This is a genomic window from Photobacterium malacitanum, assembly GCF_900185615.1.
Lineage (GTDB): Bacteria > Pseudomonadota > Gammaproteobacteria > Enterobacterales > Vibrionaceae > Photobacterium > Photobacterium malacitanum.
This window is the reverse complement of sequence record NZ_FYAK01000001.1, coordinates 314805-337587: the sequence shown is the minus strand read 5'-3', so window position 1 is coordinate 337587 and position 22783 is coordinate 314805. Positions and strand designations below refer to the sequence as shown.

Genomic DNA, 22783 nt, shown 5'->3' with positions numbered 1-22783 from the left:
ACCTGATGGCACGTATGAAATTTCTTTGTGACTCTAAACGTTGTATTGAGTGCAACGGTTGTGTGACAGCTTGTAAAAATGCTAACTCTGAAGCTGTTGGTTGGGGTATTCAACGTCGTCGCGTTGTGACCTTAAACGACGGACTTCCTGGGGAAACATCAATCTCTGTGGCTTGTATGCACTGTAGTGATGCGCCGTGTATGGCAGTATGTCCAGCAGATTGTTTTAGCCAAACAGAAGATGGCATTGTGCAGCACGATAAAGATTTATGTATCGGTTGTGGTTATTGTTTATTTGCTTGTCCATTTGGTGCGCCGCAATTTCCAAAACAAGATGCATTTGCTGAGCGTGGTAAAATGGATAAGTGCACTTACTGTTCTGGTGGTCCAAATACAGAACCAGGCTCTGAGAAAGAACGTCTACTTTATGGTGCTAACCGTATCGCAGAAGGTAAGTTACCTATGTGTGCTTCAATGTGTTCGACGAAGTCATTACTTGCAGGTGATGCTGAAAAAATCTCTGAAATTTTCAGTAAGCGTGTTGTTGCTCGTGGTGCAAAAGATGCGGGTTGGGCAAGTGCTGATGATTTAGCTTACGACGCAAGTAAAGTTCGTAAAGTTTGATTATCTTTAAATAGGCTTGAAAGATAATTTTACGCCTATTTATTGACTTGTTGTAATAGTTAGGCACATCAGTAGTCTTGGTGTGCCAATTAATCCGTTTTTTGGGTGGACAGGAGCTGTAATGACTAAGCGAACTCAACGCTGGTTAACTATCATGGTTACCGCATTAATTATGCTGTTTTCAGTACCCGCAATGGCAAGTGGTAGTGATGCAACAACACCTGGTGAGGCTGTAGTAAAAAAAGAAGTGATTGGCTTTGCTGGCGCTGATTATTGGCGGATGGTAAAAGATGGTGAAAAAGGTTATACCACATCAGGTTGGCCAGAGCATGATGTCTTAATCAGTGTACCTGGACAAACATGGTATATCCTCAAAGAAAAGTGGATGTCGCCACTTGGTGCATTAGCCATTTTTGGAAGCCTTGTGATGGTAACATTAGCTTATGTGGTTATTGGTCCGCTTAAGTTAAGTAAACCTAAAACAGGTCGTAAGATAAAGCGCTGGAGCCGAATTGATAGAGCGCTACACTGGAGTATGGCTTTTACGTTTCTAACATTAGGGTTCAGTGGTTTAACACTCGTTTATGGTAAACATTTTATTAAACCTATTGTTCCTACTGAAATCTGGGGTTGGATCATTTTTGCTGCCAAGCAATACCATAATTATATGGGGCCTATTTTTGCGATTCTATTGTTGGCCGTATTGGTTAAATGGTGGCGTAAAAGCACCTTTAACAAAGTCGATATCGAATGGTTTAAGAAGATGGGCGGTATGGTGGGTAAACATAAAGGTTCGCACCCATCTGCTGGTTTCTCTAATGGCGGTGAGAAAGCTATCTTTTGGTTACTGATTATCTTTGGATTTTCGATTACAGTCAGTGGCTTTATATTAGATTTCCCTATTTTTGATCAAACTCGTCGTGATATGGAGTTATCTAATTTACTTCATATGTTATCAGCACTGATTTTAATCTGTGGTTTTATATTCCATATCTATATTGGTTTATTTGGTATGGAAGCAGGACTTGATGGCATGGTTACGGGTGATGTTGATGAAACTTGGGCACGTGAACACCATAATCTATGGTTTGATGAGGTAAAAGATTTACCTGAAAACCAACCGGGTTACGAGCCAGAAAAAGTATTGTCAGATAAACCTAAACCATCAACGGATGGTTAACAGTTAAAAAACAGTAAATAAAAGCCGATCGGCATTCAATAAAGAATGTGATCGGTTTTTTTTTGAGCATAATTTGATATTAATAACAATCCATTATTCCTCATACTAACGTCTAATAAAAAACTCCGTTAAACCATATAAAATCAGTGGTATAAATAGACTAAAGGCTTATTACTACTACCACTAAAGGATGCTGTTATGTTATTTCCTTACAAAAATATTGTCGTGCTAACAGGAGCGGGAATTTCTGCCGAGTCGGGGATTCGTACTTTCCGTGCTGCTGATGGGCTATGGGAAGAGCATCGTGTGGAAGATGTTGCAACCCCTGAAGGTTATCAACGTGATCCTGAATTAGTACAAGCTTTTTATAATGCGCGTCGAGCGCAGATAGAAGATGGATCTGTTGCTCCTAATGCTGCTCATTACGCGCTAGCGAAGTTAGAAGCCGAATTAGAGGGTACAGTAACCATAGTGACTCAAAACATTGACAATCTGCACGAGCGTGCAGGTAGCCGCAATGTAATTCATATGCATGGTGAACTTTTAAAAGTGCGTTGTTGTGAATCTGGGCAAACTATAGAATGGCATGGTGATTTACACACAGAGGATCATTGCCACTGTTGTCAATTAGCAGCGCCGCTACGACCTGATATCGTATGGTTTGGAGAAATGCCTATTGATATGGATAAAATCCATGATGCGATTGTGAAGGCGGATTTGTTCATAGCAATTGGCACATCAGGTAATGTTTATCCCGCCGCAGGATTTGTGCATGAAGCATCATTGCAAGGTGCACATACTATCGAGCTTAATTTAGAGCCAAGTAATGTTGAAAATGAATTTGAAGAGAAGCGTTATGGTAAAGCTTCTATATTAGTGCCAGCTTATGTTGATGAGCTATTAAAAGCCCAATAGCAAAAATAACAGCACAGATATAATAAAAAACCGAGCTAAAAAGCTCGGTTTTTTTGGTTATGATTAACTAAAGGTCGCGATTATTCACCAGCTTTTAGTTTTTGGAAGTATTCTTCGTATACTTCGCTCATAGGACCAACACTATTCTGCCATTCACCAGCATCCATTACTGCTTGTGTCGGGTAGATGCTTGGATCGTTTACAAAACTTGCTGGTAACAGCTTCTTCGCAGCTTCTACAGGTGTAGGGTAACCAATTTGTAGTGCAATTTTTGCTGCAATATCAGGGCGAAGTAAGAAGTTGATCATCTTGTATGCATTATCAACATGCTTTGCATTAACTGGAATTGCTAGGCTGTCCATCCAGAAGATTGCACCTTCTTTTGGCCATACGATATCAATTGGCGCACCTTCTTTACGTGCCATGTATGCAGAGCCATTCCAAAGCATACCTAATGGTGTTTCACCAGCCATGTATGGGTTAGCAGGGAAGTCAGAGTTAAATACCAATACGTTAGGCATTAACTTCTTCAGTTCTTCATAAGCTGCTTTAATTTGCTTAGGATCACGAGTATTACCAGAATAGCCTAGTTTACGTAATGCAACTTGGAACACTTCACGTGCATCGTCCATCATCATTAACTGACCTTGCCACTTTGGATCCCATAAATCAGCCCAGCTAGTGATTTTTGATTTGTCTACTACATCTGTATTGACGCCGATGCCTGTTGCACCCCAAATGTAAGGGATAGAGTAGTTATTATTTGGATCAAAAGGTTTATCTAAATAGTTTTTACCAATACCAGCAAAATTAGGGATCTTTGATTTATCGATCTTCTTCAGCATGCCTTCCTTACTCATTTTTGAAACGTAGTAAGTTGAAGGAACAATTAAATCGTAGCCTTTATCATAAGTTTTTAGCTTAGCGTACATGGTCTCATTCGACTCATAGGTCGAATAAATTACTTTAATACCGGTTTCTTTTGTGAACTGTTCTAGAACATCGTTGGGGATGTATTCAGACCAGTTGTAAAAGTATAACTTGTTGCTATCTGAATCTGCAGCAGTGGCAATGTTTGAGTACATTGACACAGCACAAACCGCACCGGCCATCATTAAAGACCATTTTTTCATTGTTGTTAGCTCCTAACTAAACAGGATATCGAGAATGTTCTCTAGCGGCTTTAACCGCTTCTCCTAATTTTGTGTCGTTTATCAGGCACTTTAAAAGAGCGTGCTTTTTAAACAAATATGAATTGGTATACGAGGCTATTATAGCAGATAAAATCATACCACCATCACAAATATGAGTGATATGAGAAGATATTTATCTTCAGAGTATTGATATATAACAGATACTTAACCTTTAGATAATATTGTTATACAAACACAGATAAAATATAAAACACTCGAAACCAATTTTGGCCAAGATAAGATTAAAACACCCTTAAAGGGCATTTGATGGAGAATAGGCTAGATAAAAAAATAGCTAACTTTAAGTAAGTTAGCTATTTAATCGTTGTTTAAACAGTGATATTACTTTTTTTCTCTTGCAAGTAATTGCGAACAAATTACAAGGAATAGCGAAATGATCAGCATAATAGTTGCCAATGCATTAACCTCTGGTGAGATACCGACTTTAACCATCGAGTAAATCTTTAGAGGTAAGATTTCATAACTAGGTCCTGTAACGAACGAACTCACAATTACGTCATCAAGTGATAATGTAAAGCTTAATAACCAACCAGCGGCAACAGCAGGCTTAGCTAGCGGCAGAATAATTTGTTTTAAAATTACCCACTCACTTGCGCCTAAGTCACGTGCTGCTTCAAGCATTTTTACATCAAAGCCTTTTAAACGACTGTATACAGTTACTACAACAAATGGCAAACAAAAAGTAATATGTGACAGTAATAACGTTAAGAAGCCAAGGTTTGCACCAATTAATAGGAACAATGCTAATAACGAAATTGCCATTACAATATCAGGTGACATCATCACTAGAAATAGCATGCCTGATACGAACTTCTTGCCTTTGAAATTATAACGAAATAGGGCAACAGCTGTTAAGCTACCGATTAATGATGCAGCCGTTGCTGAAATTACTGCAATCGTAATTGAGTGCCCAGCAGCTTGCATCAAACTATCGTTATTAACTAATTCGCTATACCACTTTGTTGTAAAACCACCCCATTTCATACCAAATTTACTGGCGTTAAATGAGTTAACAATCAAAATAATAATTGGCGTATACAAAAAAGCGTAAACGACTGACATGAAGCTGAATTTAAACAAACGTCCCATTATTCAAGCTCCACTTTTTTGTTCAGTAATTTTCCTGCGCGATAATAAGCATATAACATAATTGCCATTGCTAGCGTTAATGCAATACTGGTCGCAGAGCCAAATGGCCAGTCACGAGCGTTGAGCACTTGACTCTTAATCACGTTACCAATCAGCAAGTTTTTCGCACCACCAAGTAGGTCTGCTACATAGAACATACCAAGGGCAGGCAGTAGCACTAATAAACAACCAGCAATAACACCTGGCATTGTTAGTGGGAAAATAACTTTAATAAACGTTTGAAACTTATTCGCACCTAAATCTCGAGCGGCTTCGATATAGTTATTATCAAGTTTTTCTATTGCCGAGTACAAAGGTAACACCATAAATGGCAGCAAAATATAAACTAAGCCAATCATTACTGCATATTCGGTGTACATGATACGCATGGGCTTATCAATAATATCTAAGTACATTAATGTATTATTTAGAATACCACGCGTACCAAGCATCAGCTTTAAGCCATATGTGCGGATCAGCGAGTTAGTCCAAAAAGGAACAATGACCAAAAACAGCATAAATGGACGCCATTTTTCAGGCATTTTTGCAATGGCATACGCAAAAGGGTAGCCAATTAACAAGCATAATAATGTTGCTGTAATTGCCATATTAAATGAATGCAAAAGTACTTTTGCATACATTGGATCGAAAAGACGTTCGTAGTTATCTAAGGTGAACACCATTTTGATCAAGTTTGCATCATCACGGGTTAAAAAACTCGTGCCGATAATCATTAGGTTGGGTACAAATACAAATAATAGTAACCAACTTACAACAATCGTTATGATGATGTTTTGGAGATTAAACTTCTTGCTCATCAGCTAGCACCACTTCCCAACTTTCAACCCAAGTAATGGCAACTTTTTGATCAAGAGAGTGGTCTACGTCAGGATCATCTTCGTTGAAGAATTCACTAACCATTACCGATTTTCCTGAATCTAGCTGAACCACAGAATCAAGTGTCATACCTTTATAAGTACGTTCTTTAACTTTGCCTAAAATGCCTGTTGTCTGATCGCCGTTATGAATTTCTTCAATGCGAATATCTTCAGGACGTAATAGCACTTTCACTTTATCGCCAATAGCAACGTCAAGTTCACAGTGAATTAAAGAATGACGACCTTCTACATCAGCCATAATGCGCTTACTATCTAAGCGTTCTTTAACGGTTGCATCAAACACGTTGATCTCACCAATAAAGTGAGCAACAAATAAGTTAGTTGGCTCTTCGTAAATTTCACGAGGGCTACCATCTTGCTCAACATAACCATCGCGCATTACGATGATACGATCAGACATCGACAGTGCTTCTTCTTGATCGTGAGTTACGAAAATAAAAGTAATACCAAGTTTCCGCTGTAGTTGTTTTAGCTCAAGCTGCATTTGTTTACGTAGTTTGTAATCAAGCGCAGAAAGTGATTCATCAAGCAAAAGAACTTTTGGTTTATTAACAACTGCACGTGCAATCGCAACACGTTGTTGCTGACCACCGGACAATTGATGAGGTTTACGAGGGGCAAATTTGTCAAGTTGCACCATACGCAATGCTTCCATAACTCGAGGTTCAATATCACTCGATGGCACTTTTTGCATGCGTAAACCAAACGCGACGTTCTCAAACACTGTCATATGTGGAAACAGTGCGTAACTCTGAAACACCGTATTAACGAGACGTTGTTCAGCGGGAATGTCAGTAACATCTTTGCCATCAATTGTGACTTGCCCATTATCAGCAGTCTCAAAACCAGCAATTAGACGAAGTACTGTGGTTTTACCACAGCCTGATGGACCTAAAATGGTTAAAAATTCACCATCGTTTACGTTTAGATCCAAACCTGTAATGATTTGCTTACCGTCAAAGCTTTTGCTAAGACCCTTCAGCTGAATTACAGGTTTCTTAGATGTTTTTGCAACGTTCAATTCTACGTTATCTCCACCGTGGGACTGATTGGTTAAGCCCCAATGTTTTGGCTAAAATTAGGGGCGCATAATAGACCTGTAGTCTTTCAATTTAAAGCGTTTTTTCATTAAATTTATAGATTAGTTACTACTTGCAATAATGATAGCACGTTGATTCCAAGCAATATGGTTGCTATTACAAATAATACTGAAAAAATAAATTACGATAAAAACAATAATAGTAATGTTTATTTTTAAGCCCAAAAATTTATTATTTATGTTCAATGATAGTTGATGGATTTTATAATAAAACACAAAAGAGTGGCTGTTATGGCCTTTGTTGTAATTTATTGCCTGTTTTTCATGCGTTAACGGGGTTTTGAAATAAATTTTTACGTGAATAGTGTTTTTGTCCCATCATGAGTAACGTACAATACGCCTACCAGAATAATGATGATATGAGTATGAAAGAGACGACTAAAAAGAGTTTTCACGTTGGTGGTTCAATTGAAAAAGCAATGGCTGGTGATGTTGAGTTACAACCAATAGCTGTTCTTCAAGAAGCATTTAAAATTACAGCAAAAAATTTCACTAGATTTTTACCTGCTGTAATTTGCTTGTTTATTGCACAAATAGCATTGTTACTTTTGAGCTTGAAAGTACAACTAGGTAGCCCTAATGTGTTTTTTGATGCCTTTATTACAGGAAAGGGGTTTACTGAAGAAATTTTAAAAGCGGGCTTTATGGCTAACTTTTGGTCTGACGTGTTAATCGCTCCTTTATATGTTGGCGTTAGCTTGATGGCACTTAATCACGCGGTAGGGTTGCCAACGAAAGCGAGTCAAATCGTTAAAGGATTTTCGTTCACGTTAGTTTCGATTATCACGATGTTATTAATATCTTCAATTCAGGGCATTGGCAGCAGTATTTTCCCATTAGTCGGATTGTTTTTAACAATGGCATTGAGCATGGCTATTTTATTGGTATGTGAAAAGCGTGTAACACCGATTAAAGCTATTCAATATTCATTTATGGCTACAGTGCGTAAAGTGATGCCAATGACTGCAATCTTTCTTGTCGTCATGATTCTATTTTTTGTATCTATTGCAACTGCGGGGATTGGTTTATTGTGGACATTGCCATTTTTCTTTAATGTAAAAGCTATTATCTATCGCAATATGTTTGGCATTACATTGCAGGTTACATCTGTAGCATCTAATGGAAATGATCAGACCCCAACGTCTAATGATAAGCTCAATGAGTCAGTAAATAATGATACATTCAATGCGTAATCTAAACGTTATGTATCAAAAGGGCTCCTTTGTATAAGGAGCTTTTTTTTAAGTAACACACCTAACGCACTATAACTTTATGTTCTGTTAAAAAAACCAAACCTTCACCACCATCATTAAAAATGAAGAATGATATTACACAAAAAAAACGCTAATGATGATGTATCTCAATGTCATTTATTTACCTTTCGATGATAATAAACACAATAGTAAATAGTGGCAGTCGTAGCTGTCAGTTTCTGTAATAAAGGTTACTTAATGGATAAGTTAATAGAACGTTTTTTGCGATATGTAAGCTTTGACACACAATCTAACGGTGCGGTTTGCTCTTGCCCAAGTACACCAGGGCAACGTGTATTAGCAGAAGTTCTTCAGTCAGAAATGGTTGAGCTTGGACTTAGTGATATTTGTTTAGATAATAATGGTTATTTAACTGCGCGCTTACCGGCAAACATGACTGGCGATATTCCAGCAATTGGCTTCATTGCCCATATGGATACCGCACCTGATGCATCAGGTAAAAATGTTCGCCCACAACTGGTTGAAAATTACCGCGGTGGTGATATTGCTTTAGGAATAGGGGATGAAGTGTTATCACCATTCCAGTATCCAGATCTAAATAAGTTACATGGTCACAATATTATTACGACAGACGGAACAACCTTACTCGGGGCTGATAATAAAGCGGGGATTGCAGAGATAATGACGGCTATTGCCTATCTTATTGCGAATCCTAGTATCAAGCATGGTGATATTTGCATTGGTTTTACACCGGATGAAGAAATTGGTCGCGGTGCGAATCTGTTTGATGTCGAAAAATTTGGAGCTCAGTGGGCTTATACCATCGATGGTGGCCCAATTGGTGAGTTAGAGTATGAAAACTTTAATGCGACCTCTGCAGACGTTATTTGCCATGGTGTGAATGTACACCCAGGTACGGCAAAAAATAAAATGGTTAACGCCATGAATATTGCAGCACAGTTTCAATTAATGATGCCAGCTGATGAAACCCCTGAATGCACTGACGGCTATCAAGGCTTTTACCATCTAAAATCAATGGATGCATCAGTTGCTCGTACTGAATTGGGTTATATCATTCGTGATTTTGATCGTGATGGTCAAGAGAAACGTAAAGCCTTCATGCAACAAAAAGTCGACGAACTAAACGGGAAGCTAACACAAGGTCGCGTTGAGCTTATTTTAACGGATTCATATTATAATATGCGTGAAATGGTTGAGCCATTCCCCCACATTATTGAAATTGCACAACAATCAATGCTGGATTGTGATGTAAAACCTGAAATTAAGCCGATTCGTGGTGGTACTGACGGGGCGCGGTTATCATTTATGGGTTTACCTTGTCCTAATATTTTCACAGGAGGCTATAACTTCCACGGTATTCATGAATTTATTACCGTTGAAGGGATGGAACTTGCGGTCAAAGTGATAGTAAAAGTGGCAGAGAATACAGCCAATCGCTACGCTTAATTCGTTTTCAAAAGCTTAAAAAAAGCCACAATCAATACCGATTGTGGCTTTTTGTTGTAATCACATGTTTTTAAGCGTGGTCGTTACTTAACATTTCATTTAAACGTTTTAAAATCGCATGCACGGCGTGACCTTTAGTAATCTCGCCGCCATTTTCAACCTCAATTTCATGCTTGCTATGTAAACCCGTTGCATCTTCTGCAATATGTAGCCAATCAGGATGCCAATAGAATGTTTGACCGCTCTCTGTGATCCAATTATGTACACCACAATTTTCGCCATGGTAGTTTAGATCTGCTGCTTTATAAGTCATTCTTCAATCCTTTAATGATTATTGTCATATTTATTAGCAAAGAGTATAAAAAACAATGATGATGAAACTGTGATCTATACGATATTATTTTGCTAAATATTACAAATAGGTGAAATAAATAACGTTTTTTTGTATATCTCGGCGATATTGTTGTTACTTATTTAAATAGCGCTTCATTAAATGCTGTTTAAAGTGCTCTGGATTTAACGTTTCACCTGTTGCTTGCTCCACCAGCTTGTCTGTTGATAATGTAGAGCCTTTATGCCAAATATTAACTCGTAGCCACTCAAATATTGGGGTTAGATTTCCTTGTTCAACTAACAGTTCAACGTCCATCTGTTGATTAATTGTTGCCATAAATTGTGCAGCGTACATCGCCCCTAAAGTATAGCTTGGGAAATAGCCAAAACTCCCATCAGTCCAGTGAATATCTTGCATACAGCCATCAGTGAAGTTTCCTTGCGTTGAGATACCTAGATATTGAGTCATTTTTTGATCCCAAATTTTTGGTATATCATCAACTTCAATCTTACCTTCAATTAAATCACGCTCAATTTCATAGCGTAAGATCACATGCGCGGGGTAAGTAACCTCATCAGCATCGACACGAATAAACCCCGGTTTAACCCGTGTATTGATAAGACGAAGGTTCTCTGCTGATAGTGAGGCATCTGTTGAGTTAAATGCTTTTTGAATCATTGGCGCTAATAAGCGACTAAATGACAAACTACGTGATATTTGCATTTCACAAAATAAACTTTGCGATTCGTGTATTCCCATTGAGCGGGCTTCACCAACAGGTAGATCACGCCATTGCTTAGGTAAACCTTGTTCATAACGCGCATGACCTGTTTCATGAATAACGCCCATGAGTGCAGACGTGAAATCATTTTCGTCATAGCGGGTAGTAATACGTACATCAGTTGGAACACCACCACAGAAAGGGTGGGTACTGATATCTAATCGGCCATGTTCAAAATCAAAACCAAGTAACTTCATCGCTTCAAGGCTCAAAGCTTGCTGTTGCTCAATTGCAAATGGTGCAGATAGCGGTAATACAACTTCTGTTGCTTGTTTCGCTTCAACTTGCTTAATTAATTCTGGTAGCCATGATTTTACTTCAGCAAAGATTTTATCTAATACTGCAGAAGTCATTCCTGGCTCATAGATATCGAGCAACGCGTCATAACGACTAAGTCCAGTTGCTTGTGAACGAATAGCGGCTTCTTTGCGAGCTAATTCAACAACCGGTTTTAAATTAGCTTTAAAACCTTCCCAATCATTTTGTTTACGCTGTGAACGCCAAGCATGTTCACATTGAGAACCAGCAAGAGATTGTTGCTCTATAAGATCTGCCGGTAAAATATTTTGCATCATCCATTGACGCTTTAATGCTTTAAGGCTCACGCGTTGCTCTGGTGTAAGATCTTCTGTTTCCGCTTGAATAAACCAATCTTCTAAGTAGTCAGCTGTTGCAAGTTCATGGGAAATAACAGCAAGTTCAGCCATTGCTTCTGAACGTGCCTGTGCACCGCCATTTGGCATCATTGCGGCTTGATCCCAACCACAAATAGCATTGAGATGCCCAAGACGAGAAAGCTTTTTAGCATGACGATCTAATTTATTGTAATAGCTCATACTTGTTCCTAATTGATAAACAGCAGTAGAATAAATTTAACCTAAGCGATGGTTATTTAATAGCGATACACTATCAACAAGATAATAAAACGCGAACAGAGTAAAAATATTAATTAAAAAACGTAAATATGTAGTACTTAATTGCTATTAATGATTTATATTTGCCTCTATTAGCGTTATAAATGTAATTAGAAATAGGATTTGGTAAGACAATGTTACCAAGACCTGTTTTATTATATTTTTTCGCTATACTGACAGCCAATCTAAATACCTATTTGGTTATTATCTGCTAGTACTCAATAGCTATGTAGATTGATATTATCGTTTTCTAAAGGAATTTTGCCTCACATGGAAAAGACGACTCGCTTTTTCTCTCTTGTTGGTGCTACAGCGCTTTACTCTTTATCTTTTTCAGCGTCAGCATCTATGCCGACGGTTGTTCCTGATGCACCAACATTAAGTGCTAAAGGCTATGTATTGATGGATTACAATACAGGTAAGATCCTCGTTGAAAAGGATGCTAACGAAAAATTAAACCCAGCAAGTTTAACTAAGTTAATGACAAGCTATGTTGCTGGCCAAGAAATGAAGCAAGGCAACATCAGTGATAAAGATCTGGTTGTAATCAGCCGTAATGCTTGGGCAAAAAACTTCCCTGATTCATCAAAAATGTTCATCGAAGTAGGCAGTGAAGTGCCTTTGATGGATCTATTTCGTGGTTTGATTATTCAATCGGGTAACGATGCAAGTGTAGCAATTGCTGAGCACGTTGCAGGCTCTGAGCAGTCATTTGTGAGTTTAATGAACTCATGGGCTAAAAAGTTGGGTATGAATAACTCTAACTTTGCTAATCCACATGGCTTAGACAATAGTAATTTATATACCACACCGTATGATATCGCGTTACTTGGACAAGCACTTATTCGTGACTTGCCGATGATTTACCCGTTATACAGCGAAAAATCATTTACTTATAACAATATTACACAACGTAACCGCAATGGCTTATTAAATGATCCAAGCATGAATGTTGATGGTATGAAAACCGGTTACACCAGTGGTGCAGGTTATAGCTTAACCAGTTCAGCGACGGAAGGTGACATGCGTTTAATCGCGGTTGTTATGGGGACTAAGAGCACCAAAACTCGTGAAATTGAAAGTAAGCAATTATTAAATTATGGTTTTCGCTTTTTTGAAACAGTCACACCTCATAAAGCGGGCGACGAGATCATTACTGAACGCGTTTGGTTTGGTGATAAAGAGCAAGTTAAGTTAGGTGTTGATCAAACAAGCTATGTGACACTGTCACGAAATGACACTAAAAAATTAACCGCCAGCGTTGAACTTAATAGTGAACTTGAAGCGCCAATCACTAAAGGCCAACAGGTTGGTGAAATCATTTACTCAGTGAATGACAAAGAGGTTGGTAAACAACCATTGGTTGCACTTGAACCTGTTGATGAAGGTAGCTTCTTTAGTCGTTTGATTGACCAAGTTAAAAAATTTGTAATGGGCTTTTTTAAGTAATTAAGCGCTTTATCTAATATAAAAAAAGTCCAGCCATTGTGTGCTGGGCTTTTTTATTGTGTGTAGCTATTTCCAGCCAACAATAAAATACGTATAATTCACGCCCTATAAATTCTTATCCCGCAATTCTACTATCGATGTTGTCGGTAGTTCGAGAAGTAGTAATGAATCAGACAGATAACCGTAAAGAAACACTTGAATATAACAAACTGCAAAAACGTCTTCGCCGCAATATGGGTAACGCCATTATTGATTACAACATGATCGAAGAAGGTGATGTTGTTATGGCATGTATTAGTGGTGGCAAAGATTCATTTGCGATGCTGGATATTCTGCTTAATCTACAAAAAGCAGCGCCAATTAAGTTTGACGTTGTCGCGGTTAACCTTGATCAAAAACAACCAGGCTTCCCTGAGCATATTTTGCCAGAGTATTTTCAAAGCCTAAATATTCCTTACTACATCGTCGATAAAGATACTTACTCGGTGGTTAAGGAAAAAGTAGAAGAAGGCAAGACAACGTGTGGTTTATGCTCTCGTTTACGCCGTGGCACCTTGTATTCTTTCGCTGAAACAATTGGCGCAACCAAAATTGCATTAGGTCACCATTTAGATGATATCGTTGAAACATTATTCTTAAATATGTTCCATGGTTCTCGTCTAAAAGCGATGCCACCTAAATTACGTTCTGATGATGGCCGTAATGTGGTTATTCGCCCATTGGCATACTGCCGTGAAAAAGACCTAATTAAATACGCTGAACATAAACAATTCCCAATTATTCCTTGTAATCTTTGTGGTTCACAAGAGAACCTACAACGTCAAAGCATTAAAGCGATGTTGATTGATTGGGATAAAAAGACACCTGGTCGTGTTGATGCTATTTTTAAATCAATTCAGAATATTAGCCCAAGCCAATTAGCCGATAAGAACCTATTTGATTTTGTGAATCTGCCGCTGGATCGTGAAGGTGAAAGAGCAGAATACGCTTTCACTGAAGCAACTGTTTCGTCAACGAACATTGATGAAAGCATGTTCATTGATGTCACTAACGTTTAATCATTAGCGTTTAGTACAATTTGCGCTACAACACTAACTCATAAACTGTTGGTGTTGTGGCGATTATTACTGCTTTTTATTGTCATTTAAAAACCGCTCTGAAAAGGGGTGCTTATTTTCCTTAACAGCTTGATTATTATTACTTACTAATTGCTCTTTACTCGCAATCCAACCTTTGTTTTTTATTGTTCTTAGATGATATTCCTGCTTGTTATCAGTAATAAAGCTGCCTTCCATAATCGCTTTAATTTGAGTTATTTTACCTATATTCTGACGCTGAGTATTTTGTAGTTCCCATATAACCACATTGTTTTTTTTCTTTTGTATAGCGGAAATTATAATTTGCTGGGTACCTTTATTGGGTAACGCAATGATTAAGCTATCACCAACAATTAACTGTTTAAGCAAATCATCATCGACTTGCATCGCCGAATAGTCATTCGTTAATAGTATCTGTTGTTGTTGCTCAATGTGTTGTTTTAAAGCGGGGCGATACTTCCACAAATCACTCCCGGTTAATAAATTAATATTACTGTCTATTGCTAATGGTTGTTGTTGAGCTTCAGTGGTGAATTCAACATCATTATCATTTACAAATGGGTTGGCTGCTAATAAATGATTAGATGCTGGTATAACTCGCGGATATTTTTCTACTATAAGTTCATCAAAGTCATCGGGGATAGGTAGCACCTCATTGGTATGGTTATCTGACGTGGTAGCAGTGGGTTGATACTTGGTTATAATAGTTGAAGGTGAAGTAGAGTCGTTGCGAGTATAATAAAAATAGATACTCACAACGATTGCAACGAGAAGCAAAAGATAACGTTTATTCATAGTATTACTCAGTAATATTTAAATGTACGTTAAGGCGCAGATCTTGTTTAAAGCGGCGGTAATGTAAGCCTCTAACAGTCACAGGAAAACTGCCCTTATATTCTCCGATATCTAAATCAGGGTTATCTTCAGCAACAAAACTAATTCTAAGCTCACCATAAACAGGGCCGATTTTACGACAATAAGCACCGTTATTCATCACAGCCCAACCACAACCAAGATATCGCTCGCCACGTAAAATGACAGTTTGTGATATATTTGTTTGAGTGTTTTTTACATTAACGGCTAACTTACTGTAAGTTCCCGTGTGTCGGCTCCATCGTGGTCGATTAATTCCGACTTTATTAGGCGATTGATAATACACAGTACCGCGAATATTTTTTTCAAATCGTTGGCTCACAAACGGTGTATATTGAGTTATTGTACCGTCAGGAGCGAGTTGCTCAGTAATTGCAATATTGGCATTGATAGTTACAGTATCATTATAATTTCGATCATAGAGGCTTTTGGCTGTAAAACTAAATTCGCCGTGATAATCACCAACAGGTAAATCAGGATTGTCTTTTTGATTAAAATGTAATTTTAGTTGACCAAGATTGGGGGCAGGATAACACCAAGCGCTATTGTTGATTCTACCCCAGCCACAATGTGTATTACGTTGGCCTCGTAACCAAATCGTATAGATGGCATTGGTTTGTTGATGGATAAGCTGAGTTGAAAACAGGGTTGTTTCACGAGGATAGCGCCAAATGTAACGAGTAGGGCCATTAATTACATTATTGCCTCTCACATAGTAAATTGAACCTCTGACATTGGCTTCTAGCGGTTCAGTTTCGAGAGTATTTTTCTCGGTTAATATAAAAGTGGGTTCTTCGGTATCAGTAGGAATATCATCAATTGTTTTTAACATTGGAACAATACGTTGCAACCAATCACTATTTAAAGCAATTGATGCATGGCCTGAGTAACCATATTGCCACCCAAACCACCATGAGGAAATACCCACAGCAACATCAGTACCATTACGCTGTTGCCAAATAGCAGAGCCACTATCGCCAGGTGAAGCAAATGCCCATGATGGTGTATTTTCAATCGCTTGATTGATTAAGCAGTTTTGATATAAAAAACGTAATGAACCAATACCATTTCGTTTACTAATACCATCTAATTGACCTAATGAACGAGAACCAAAAATGCCAAAACCAGTTAAACTAATCTTATTTAGTAACAGGTTAGGATTAAAATAATTATCTATGTATGGTTGCTTAATAACATTACCATTGTCATCTAACGGATCGCTAACTTTAGGTATTTTGGCAACAGCTATATCAGAACTACATCCCTTATATTGATTAAAGTAGTTGATTGATTGACCGGCACTGATCACTGTACCATCATGACGCTTAAAACTTACATATTGACCTTGATGTTGATTTTTCTCATAACCATATAAGCAATGCGCTGCAGTTAATATATAACTATATTGCTGATCACTACCAAGCCAAGTTCCTGAACAATAGCCACGGCCAATCACTAAACCAACAGCATTATATTGTGCGGCATTCGCTTCTAAATGTAGTTTTGCACTGACATTATTCACTAACGCGGGATCTAAACTACTGCCTAATTCAATATATTTACTATCGTTGATACCAATAGAATAACTATTAAAAGAAACTAGACAAATAAATATCACAACGGCTTTATGAATATTGCGCATAATAAACTGCTTTATTACTAACTAATAGCTATAGTGTAGTGCAATATACTTAATGTTATTATTTAATAGTTTTTAATAATGTTAACGTGGTTGCGATGGTCATTCTTATTTATTGATATTATGATAAAAAAAGGATGTCTTAGGATTAATAAAGATGAAATCACAGTTAATGGTAATAGTAGGGCTTTGCATTATTATTGCGGGGTGTAGCTCGCATCAAGCACAGCAAATGGGAATAAAAGGTGGCAGCATTAATAGCTATGCTCGACAGATGTCCAATAGTCAACTTTGTGCGACTTATCTTAAACAGCAACCAACAAACCAGACTCGCGTGTCATTAGCCGCAGAATGGCGCCATAGAAAATTAAGTCGTGCTTATTGTTTAAAACAAGAAAATGAATGGTATTTAACTAAATTTGCGAAGTGGCTTGTTAATGAAAAACCAGCAGAGCCTAAATAAAATAAACGCCTCTGATGAGGCGTTTATAATAAAAAGGCGTGTGATGAGGCGTTTATAATAAAAAGGCGTGTGATTTACTAATCAATTGAGTTTGGAGCTAAAGGACTAATGTAACCATCAGGTTTTAACGCCAATAAATCACAATTCAAACTATCAATAGTGTTCTCGGCAGTATTACCAATAAATACCGCGGATAATCCAGTACGTCCTGTCGTACCAAGAATAACAAGCTCAGCATTTATTTCATCAGCGACTTGTGGAATAACATCTTCGGCTAAACCTTCGACAACATAGGTTTGCTCTTCATCAATGCCATACTTTTGACGTAATGCCTTCATGGTCATTAGATGGTGTCCACGAACAGCATCAGTATATGACGCGGGATCAAATTCCGGTAGTTCTATTGTGATATTAACTGGTGTTGCTGGGTAGGCATTCACTAAATTAACATTTGCTTGTGTGATTGATGAAAAGGCGATCGCTTCTTTGACGATTTTATCGTTAAGATCTTCATGCGTTTCATCTTCGGCAGATAAATTCACACAAGCAAGTACATTACCATTCGTCGGCCAGTTTTCGCCTTTAACAAGTAACACTGGAACAGGACACTTACGTAATAAATGCCAATCTGTTGGAGTAAATATTACTGAGCCTAATTTTGCATGTTCATGAGTTGCTTTAATTAATAAGTCAATATCTTGGCTAAATACATCGGCGATAATAGATTCGTAAGGGCGGTTGTGCCATACGACTTTGATCTCGATATTAATGCCTTTTTCTGTATGTGGTTGTATGATTTCCTTTAGCCATTCTTCACGCTGCATAACGACACCACGACGCATAGCATCACGTTCGTCTGAAGATAGCATTGAAGTCATTTCATACGAAAAATCATAAATAGCGAGGAAAACAATAATCTTTACATCATCACAAGTCTTGGCTAAATGAATCGCACGAGATATTGCGGGCTGTTGTTCTCGTTCAGGATCAGCAACAACAAGTATGTTTTTATATTTTTGCATAATAATGTCTCCCTACGGCAGGATCTCTTTGGATAATTGACAACAACAAAGAGGACACATTTACCGCTGCATTTATCTGATGTACATTTAAATCAAATAATTAAAAAATTAACATAATATTTACTGTACTCTAAACTAACCAAGATGGGGAGTAGTTTGAGCAATTAAATGTAAAAATGAGATAAATAAACATTATATAGCTTGCTAATATACACAATATTAAAACAACGAAGGAGGGCAAATATAAAAACAGACACTAATAGTGTCTGTTTATGAATTGATTAGATAGGGTACTTAACTACTACAAATTATTACTCTTACTGACACCAGCAAGTTTTGCTAACTCATCATGATCTAAAATAGTAATGTATTTACCTTTAACACTTAACATTTCAGACTTTTGGAAACGACCAAGTAAACGACTTATTGTTTCTACCGTTAGACCTAAATAGTTACCAATATCACCACGTGTCATTGTTAAACGGAACTCACGAGGAGAGAAGCCACGTTGGGAAAAACGTAACGATAAATTGTAAAGAAATGCAGCTAGGCGCTCTTCAGCATTTTTCTTTGATAACAATAAAATCATTTCTTGATCGCCTTTAATTTCACTACTCATTAAACGCATGATTTGTTGGCGAAGTTTAGGCATTTTACCCGCTAAATCATCAAGAATTTCAAATGGTATTTCACATACCATCGATGTTTCTAACGATTGCGCAAAACTTGGATGTTGCATTTCATTGATTGCATCAAAACCAACCAAATCACCTGCTAGATGGAATGCCGTGATTTGCTCATCACCTTGTTCAGTGATGGTATAGCTTTTGATCGTACCAGAACGAATCGCATACAGTGACTTAAGCTCATCACCAGCTTTAAACAACTCTTGACCTTTCTGGATCGGCTTTTTACGCTCGATGATTTGATCCAGTTGATCTAACTCTGATTCATTAAGGGTGAATGGAATACACAGTTGGCTAATACTACAGTCTTGACAGTGAATAGCACACCCACCAGATTGAATGCGTTTTGTGGTAAATTTTTCAGAAATCATATGCCTATCTAACCAATTTGATGTAGGTCAATATTTTAACATATTATGAAGCAATATTACGAGTATTAAAAACCTTACTATATTTGATTGATTGCAATGTAACCAGTATGCATACCATAAATGATAATGAATAACGCATTTGCCCGTTTAAAATAGCTGTTTTTTAGCAGTGACTTTAGTTTATCTGCTATAGCGCCTACAGCTAACATTGCGGGTAATGTACCTAATCCAAAAGCGAACATAATTACCATACCATCTGTTGCACTACCGGAAACCGCTGCCCATGTTAATGTAGAATAAACTAAACCACAGGGTAACCATCCCCATAAAAAACCAAAGGGAATTGCTTTTAAAGGTGATGTTAATGGTAAAAAAAGCTGACTAATAGGGGCTATATAACGCCATAGAAAATGACCAATACGCTCGATATAAATTAAACCTGACCACCAATTACCAATGTATAACCCTAATATTACCATCATAATAGAAGCCACAATTCGCAATGAAATCAATGCGATGCTTGTACCAGCAAGCTCTGCAACCTCAACAACAGCTTGGCTAACAATCAGACCTGCTACCATATAGGCACTTATTCTGCCTAAATTATAACCTAACAAATACACCCATTGTTGTTGCGGTTTATTTGGCATTCCCATCGTCACAGCTGCAGCTATTCCACCACACATACTAATACAATGGCCAGCTCCGGTTAAACCAATGATTAATGCTGTCATAAAGTTAAGTTCTATCATGCTCACCGTTTGATGATTTGATTGGGTTTGTATGTGGTTGTTGAGATACGTTATTGGGATCTTTTATATCGTCATCAAACAAAATATCATGGCCTCGTCGTTCTAAATCTTCAAATTGGTTGGTTTTTACCGCCCACAAAAACACAGCGATCGCGAGACTAACAAAAAACAGTGCAATAGGTATTAATATGTAAAGAATTGCCATTTATCTTAATAACCTTAAAGAATTTGATACAACAATAATTGAGCTCGTTGACATACCTATGACGGCTATATAGGGGGCAACAAGACCAGCAACGGCTAAGGGTAGAATGATTAAATTATAGCTTAATGCCCACACTAAATTTTGATGAATGATATTTCGAGTACGCAATGCTAATTGTCGAGCTGTAAGAATTGGCTGTAGTTGGTCACCTAATAACACTATATCAGCTGATGACTTAGCAATATCGGTTCCACTACTTAACGCTATAGAAAGGTGGGCACCGGCCAATATTGGCGCATCATTTACGCCATCACCAATCATTAATGACACATCATTTGGTGGTATTTTTTGTAAGTAATCTAACTTATTTTCTGGTGTCATATTGACGTGAAAATGCGCAATATTTAATTGCTGTGCTACTCGTTTAGCATTAATAGAACAATCACCTGTTAACATTGTGACTTTCATACCTTGTTGCTTAAATGCATCCACTAACTGTTGGCTATCATCACGTAAAGGATCTTCAATTTTAAAAGCGGCAATAATATTCTTATTACAAGAGAGCCAGATTGAATAATCTTCAATGTTTGTAGAGAGCTGCGAATCAGAAAGAGGTGATTGACCATGAGTAACAAATTCATACTTACCAATTCGCCAATATTGTTGTTCTATCGTACCAATTAAACCCTGACCAATAATATTTTCGACTTTATCAAACAATGCCTTTTTAGATTGATAAGGCCGAAACATCGTTGCAATTGGATGATTAGAATAGCGTTCTAGTTCGGCAGCATATAATAAAATATCCGCCGTTGAATATTTGCTGAAATTTTTAGTGGCGACAAGCTCAACATTACCTTTGGTAAGCGTGCCTGTTTTATCTAAAATAACATGATTTACTTTACATAAAGTTTCTAGCACATGGCTACGACGAACCAATAATCCACGCTTTCCTAACATTGATGTTGAACACGTAATTGCAGTAGGTGTCGCCAATGATAATGCGCAAGGACAAGTAGCAACTAATACCGCCAGTGTTATCCATAATGCATCTTGAGGTTGATTGGTATTCCAATAAAACCATGTCGATATAGCAATCACTAAAATAGCACCAACAAAATAACGAGCTACATTATCAGCAACTAACGCTATTTGTGGTTTTGAATATAAGGCATGATCTTGAAGACGAACAATATTGGAAATTAGAGCGTCTTTACGATTATGGATGACTTTTACGTTAATATTGTTATCGCCATTTATTGTACCTGCAAAGACAGTGTCATTAATGGTTCGTTTCACAGCGACAGATTCACCGGTTAGCATTGACTCGTCAATGGTTGTTGAGCCTTGAACAATGATGCCATCAGCTGGTAAATACTCACCAGGGAAAACAGTGACAACGTCACTTATTTTTAGTGTTTTAGCTGCGACTTGTTTGCCTGATACCAACGTTGCCATTGCTGGAATCAATTTAAGTAAATTCGCACTCATGGCAGCAGCATGGCGCCTTGCTCGCATTTCTAAAAATCGACCTAGCAAAAGGAAAAATGTAAACATAGAAATAGATTCGAAATATACTTCACCTTGCTTTGTTATTGTTGCATATAAACTTGCACCATAGGCAAAAAGTAAGGCAATAGACACAGGAACATCCATACCTAATGTTAGGGCTTTAATATTCCGCCAAGCATTACGATAGAAAGGCAGTGCTGAATACAACAAAACTGGAGTAGCGACCAAGAGGCTAACCCAACGTAAATAATGGCCAAAGTTATTGTTAGGATCATCAAGCACATCAAAATATAATGCAACAGCAAACATCATAACTTGCATTGTCGCAATACCGGCAACCCCTAACTTATAAAGATAATGACGCATGGTATACTGATAATGTTGCTCTTGCTTATCCGGCTCAAAGGGTGCTGCTTTATAACCTAATTGATGAATGACCATCAATAAAGAACTTAATTTTACGCTTGAGTCATTCCATACTAATAAAGCTCGTTGAGTAGTAATGTTAACCTCAATAGTGATAACACCAGTGTGTTTCTTTACTTGTTTTTCAATTAGCCACGCACATGCGGCGCATGAAACACCATCTATTGAGAGTGATATTTCTTTATAGTGCTGTTCATTCTCACTAACAAAATCAGCTTGAATATCTTGATGATCATACAGCTGTAATGTTTGGAGGCTTAAAGGGACAATGTCAGATTTTTTTGCCGCTTGAGTTCGATGTTGATAATAATCAGTTAAATCATTCTCAACAATTATCTTTGCCACAGCTTCGCAACCGGCACAACACAGGTTTCTTTGTTCGCCTAAGATTTCAAGCTTGAACTGAAGCCCTGAAGTGATTGGTTCATCGCAATGATAACAACGTTGAAGCACTGGTGGTGTTATACTATTTGAAGTCATTCCTTGCTATATACCTATGTATTAATATAGGAAAAAGTAT

The 22783-nt window shown here is 37.6% G+C and carries 21 protein-coding genes; 8 read left to right on the top strand and 13 right to left on the bottom strand.

Going from position 1 to position 22783, the window contains the following annotated elements:
• Nucleotides 1–5: 5 nt before the first annotated feature.
• The 3 genes from fdh3B to cobB all read left to right on the top strand — a co-directional run bounded on the left by fdh3B (nt 6) and on the right by cobB (nt 2718).
• On the top strand, nt 6–623 hold the full coding sequence (gene fdh3B / locus PMAL9190_RS01505) for a formate dehydrogenase FDH3 subunit beta (protein WP_087843604.1): 618 nt from the start codon (nt 6–8) through the stop codon (nt 621–623).
• A gap of 172 nt (nt 624–795) precedes the next feature.
• Nucleotides 796–1803: a formate dehydrogenase subunit gamma gene (locus PMAL9190_RS01500; RefSeq protein WP_235004279.1), complete on the top strand. Its 1008-nt coding sequence runs from the start codon at nt 796–798 to the stop codon at nt 1801–1803.
• A 198-nt stretch (nt 1804–2001) separates the two neighbouring features.
• A complete protein-coding gene (gene cobB, locus PMAL9190_RS01495; RefSeq protein ID WP_087843602.1) occupies nt 2002–2718 on the top strand; it encodes a Sir2 family NAD+-dependent deacetylase in 717 nt (238 codons plus the stop codon).
• Between the two features lie 80 nt (nt 2719–2798).
• On the opposite strand, the gene PMAL9190_RS01490 is transcribed toward cobB, so the two are convergent.
• The 4 genes from PMAL9190_RS01490 to potA form a co-directional block, all read right to left on the bottom strand.
• Nucleotides 2799–3851 carry an extracellular solute-binding protein gene (locus PMAL9190_RS01490; protein ID WP_087843601.1) on the bottom strand — a complete coding sequence of 351 codons (1053 nt, stop codon included), beginning with the start codon at nt 3849–3851 and terminating at the stop codon, nt 2799–2801.
• A gap of 402 nt (nt 3852–4253) precedes the next feature.
• A complete protein-coding gene (gene potC, locus PMAL9190_RS01485) occupies nt 4254–5021 on the bottom strand; it encodes a spermidine/putrescine ABC transporter permease PotC (RefSeq protein WP_087843600.1) in 768 nt (255 codons plus the stop codon).
• Nucleotides 5021–5878 (bottom strand): spermidine/putrescine ABC transporter permease PotB, encoded by an 858-nt coding sequence (gene potB, locus PMAL9190_RS01480; protein WP_087843599.1) that lies wholly within the window; start codon nt 5876–5878, stop codon nt 5021–5023. The genes potC and potB overlap by 1 nt, the downstream gene beginning before the upstream one ends.
• Nucleotides 5862–6980, bottom strand: a complete 1119-nt coding sequence (gene potA, locus PMAL9190_RS01475) for a spermidine/putrescine ABC transporter ATP-binding protein PotA (RefSeq protein ID WP_087819728.1) — start codon at nt 6978–6980, stop codon at nt 5862–5864. The genes potB and potA overlap by 17 nt, the downstream gene beginning before the upstream one ends.
• Before the next feature lie 398 nt (nt 6981–7378).
• Here potA and PMAL9190_RS01470 point away from each other — a divergent pair, with 398 nt between their 5' ends.
• Together PMAL9190_RS01470 and pepT are read left to right on the top strand one after the other, a co-directional pair.
• Nucleotides 7379–8251: a DUF2189 domain-containing protein gene (locus PMAL9190_RS01470; protein WP_370738733.1), complete on the top strand. Its 873-nt coding sequence runs from the start codon at nt 7379–7381 to the stop codon at nt 8249–8251.
• Nucleotides 8252–8509: 258 nt separating this feature from the next.
• The gene (gene pepT, locus PMAL9190_RS01465) at nt 8510–9739 is read left to right on the top strand and encodes a peptidase T (protein ID WP_087843597.1); all 1230 of its coding nucleotides are present in this window, start codon (nt 8510–8512) and stop codon (nt 9737–9739) included.
• Nucleotides 9740–9809: 70 nt separating this feature from the next.
• Here pepT and PMAL9190_RS01460 read toward each other — a convergent pair whose 3' ends face one another.
• On the bottom strand, nt 9810–10052 hold the full coding sequence (locus tag PMAL9190_RS01460) for a hypothetical protein (protein ID WP_087843596.1): 243 nt from the start codon (nt 10050–10052) through the stop codon (nt 9810–9812).
• 153 nt (nt 10053–10205) lie between these two features.
• Nucleotides 10206–11690 (bottom strand): carboxypeptidase M32, encoded by a 1485-nt coding sequence (locus tag PMAL9190_RS01455; RefSeq protein WP_087843595.1) that lies wholly within the window; start codon nt 11688–11690, stop codon nt 10206–10208.
• A gap of 348 nt (nt 11691–12038) precedes the next feature.
• Between PMAL9190_RS01455 and PMAL9190_RS01450 the strand changes: the two genes are divergently transcribed.
• Together PMAL9190_RS01450 and ttcA are read left to right on the top strand one after the other, a co-directional pair.
• Nucleotides 12039–13217: a D-alanyl-D-alanine carboxypeptidase family protein gene (locus PMAL9190_RS01450; protein ID WP_087843594.1), complete on the top strand. Its 1179-nt coding sequence runs from the start codon at nt 12039–12041 to the stop codon at nt 13215–13217.
• Between the two features lie 164 nt (nt 13218–13381).
• Nucleotides 13382–14275 carry a tRNA 2-thiocytidine(32) synthetase TtcA gene (gene ttcA, locus PMAL9190_RS01445; RefSeq protein ID WP_087843593.1) on the top strand — a complete coding sequence of 298 codons (894 nt, stop codon included), beginning with the start codon at nt 13382–13384 and terminating at the stop codon, nt 14273–14275.
• Nucleotides 14276–14341: 66 nt separating this feature from the next.
• Here the strand turns inward: ttcA and PMAL9190_RS01440 are convergent, their stop codons facing one another.
• Together PMAL9190_RS01440 and PMAL9190_RS01435 are read right to left on the bottom strand one after the other, a co-directional pair.
• Nucleotides 14342–15109, bottom strand: coding sequence for a protease inhibitor BamI-like protein (locus tag PMAL9190_RS01440; RefSeq protein WP_087843592.1), 768 nt, complete (start codon nt 15107–15109; stop codon nt 14342–14344).
• A 4-nt stretch (nt 15110–15113) separates the two neighbouring features.
• Complete coding sequence (locus PMAL9190_RS01435) at nt 15114–16829, bottom strand: trypsin-like serine protease (RefSeq protein WP_087843591.1); 1716 nt, start codon at nt 16827–16829, stop codon at nt 15114–15116.
• A gap of 154 nt (nt 16830–16983) precedes the next feature.
• Between PMAL9190_RS01435 and PMAL9190_RS01430 the strand changes: the two genes are divergently transcribed.
• Complete coding sequence (locus PMAL9190_RS01430; RefSeq protein ID WP_087843590.1) at nt 16984–17289, top strand: hypothetical protein; 306 nt, start codon at nt 16984–16986, stop codon at nt 17287–17289.
• A gap of 77 nt (nt 17290–17366) precedes the next feature.
• Here PMAL9190_RS01430 and uspE read toward each other — a convergent pair whose 3' ends face one another.
• The 5 genes from uspE to PMAL9190_RS01405 all read right to left on the bottom strand — a co-directional run bounded on the left by uspE (nt 17367) and on the right by PMAL9190_RS01405 (nt 22716).
• Entirely contained in the window at nt 17367–18311 is a 945-nt protein-coding gene (gene uspE, locus PMAL9190_RS01425; RefSeq protein ID WP_087843589.1) for a universal stress protein UspE, read from the bottom strand.
• Nucleotides 18312–18612: 301 nt separating this feature from the next.
• Nucleotides 18613–19368, bottom strand: coding sequence for a fumarate/nitrate reduction transcriptional regulator Fnr (fnr, locus tag PMAL9190_RS01420; RefSeq protein WP_045030450.1), 756 nt, complete (start codon nt 19366–19368; stop codon nt 18613–18615).
• A gap of 77 nt (nt 19369–19445) precedes the next feature.
• Nucleotides 19446–20120: a sulfite exporter TauE/SafE family protein gene (locus PMAL9190_RS01415; protein WP_200813358.1), complete on the bottom strand. Its 675-nt coding sequence runs from the start codon at nt 20118–20120 to the stop codon at nt 19446–19448.
• Nucleotides 20107–20325 (bottom strand): cbb3-type cytochrome oxidase assembly protein CcoS, encoded by a 219-nt coding sequence (ccoS, locus tag PMAL9190_RS01410; protein WP_087843588.1) that lies wholly within the window; start codon nt 20323–20325, stop codon nt 20107–20109. Before ccoS ends, PMAL9190_RS01415 begins: the two co-directional genes overlap by 14 nt.
• Nucleotides 20326–22716 carry a heavy metal translocating P-type ATPase gene (locus PMAL9190_RS01405; protein WP_159458357.1) on the bottom strand — a complete coding sequence of 797 codons (2391 nt, stop codon included), beginning with the start codon at nt 22714–22716 and terminating at the stop codon, nt 20326–20328. It abuts the gene before it with no gap.
• Between the last annotated feature and the right edge of the window lie 67 nt (nt 22717–22783).

Excerpts from the sequence above, each read along its gene's own strand:
- PMAL9190_RS01470 (WP_370738733.1), top strand. The coding sequence starts at position 7,379 with ATGAGTAACGTACAATACGCCTACCAGAATAATGATGATATGAGTATG.
- PMAL9190_RS01450 (WP_087843594.1), top strand. The coding sequence starts at position 12,039 with ATGGAAAAGACGACTCGCTTTTTCTCTCTTGTTGGTGCTACAGCGCTT.
- PMAL9190_RS01430 (WP_087843590.1), top strand. The coding sequence starts at position 16,984 with ATGAAATCACAGTTAATGGTAATAGTAGGGCTTTGCATTATTATTGCG.
- potC (WP_087843600.1), bottom strand. The coding sequence starts at position 5,021 with ATGGGACGTTTGTTTAAATTCAGCTTCATGTCAGTCGTTTACGCTTTT.
- PMAL9190_RS01460 (WP_087843596.1), bottom strand. The coding sequence starts at position 10,052 with ATGACTTATAAAGCAGCAGATCTAAACTACCATGGCGAAAATTGTGGT.
- ttcA (WP_087843593.1), top strand. The coding sequence starts at position 13,382 with ATGAATCAGACAGATAACCGTAAAGAAACACTTGAATATAACAAACTG.
- fnr (WP_045030450.1), bottom strand. The coding sequence starts at position 19,368 with ATGATTTCTGAAAAATTTACCACAAAACGCATTCAATCTGGTGGGTGT.
- pepT (WP_087843597.1), top strand. The coding sequence starts at position 8,510 with ATGGATAAGTTAATAGAACGTTTTTTGCGATATGTAAGCTTTGACACA.
- PMAL9190_RS01435 (WP_087843591.1), bottom strand. The coding sequence starts at position 16,829 with ATGCGCAATATTCATAAAGCCGTTGTGATATTTATTTGTCTAGTTTCT.
- PMAL9190_RS01440 (WP_087843592.1), bottom strand. The coding sequence starts at position 15,109 with ATGAATAAACGTTATCTTTTGCTTCTCGTTGCAATCGTTGTGAGTATC.
- ccoS (WP_087843588.1), bottom strand. The coding sequence starts at position 20,325 with ATGGCAATTCTTTACATATTAATACCTATTGCACTGTTTTTTGTTAGT.
- PMAL9190_RS01490 (WP_087843601.1), bottom strand. The coding sequence starts at position 3,851 with ATGAAAAAATGGTCTTTAATGATGGCCGGTGCGGTTTGTGCTGTGTCA.
- PMAL9190_RS01500 (WP_235004279.1), top strand. The coding sequence starts at position 796 with ATGCTGTTTTCAGTACCCGCAATGGCAAGTGGTAGTGATGCAACAACA.
- PMAL9190_RS01455 (WP_087843595.1), bottom strand. The coding sequence starts at position 11,690 with ATGAGCTATTACAATAAATTAGATCGTCATGCTAAAAAGCTTTCTCGT.
- fdh3B (WP_087843604.1), top strand. The coding sequence starts at position 6 with ATGGCACGTATGAAATTTCTTTGTGACTCTAAACGTTGTATTGAGTGC.
- PMAL9190_RS01415 (WP_200813358.1), bottom strand. The coding sequence starts at position 20,120 with ATGATAGAACTTAACTTTATGACAGCATTAATCATTGGTTTAACCGGA.
- potB (WP_087843599.1), bottom strand. The coding sequence starts at position 5,878 with ATGAGCAAGAAGTTTAATCTCCAAAACATCATCATAACGATTGTTGTA.
- uspE (WP_087843589.1), bottom strand. The coding sequence starts at position 18,311 with ATGCAAAAATATAAAAACATACTTGTTGTTGCTGATCCTGAACGAGAA.
- cobB (WP_087843602.1), top strand. The coding sequence starts at position 2,002 with ATGTTATTTCCTTACAAAAATATTGTCGTGCTAACAGGAGCGGGAATT.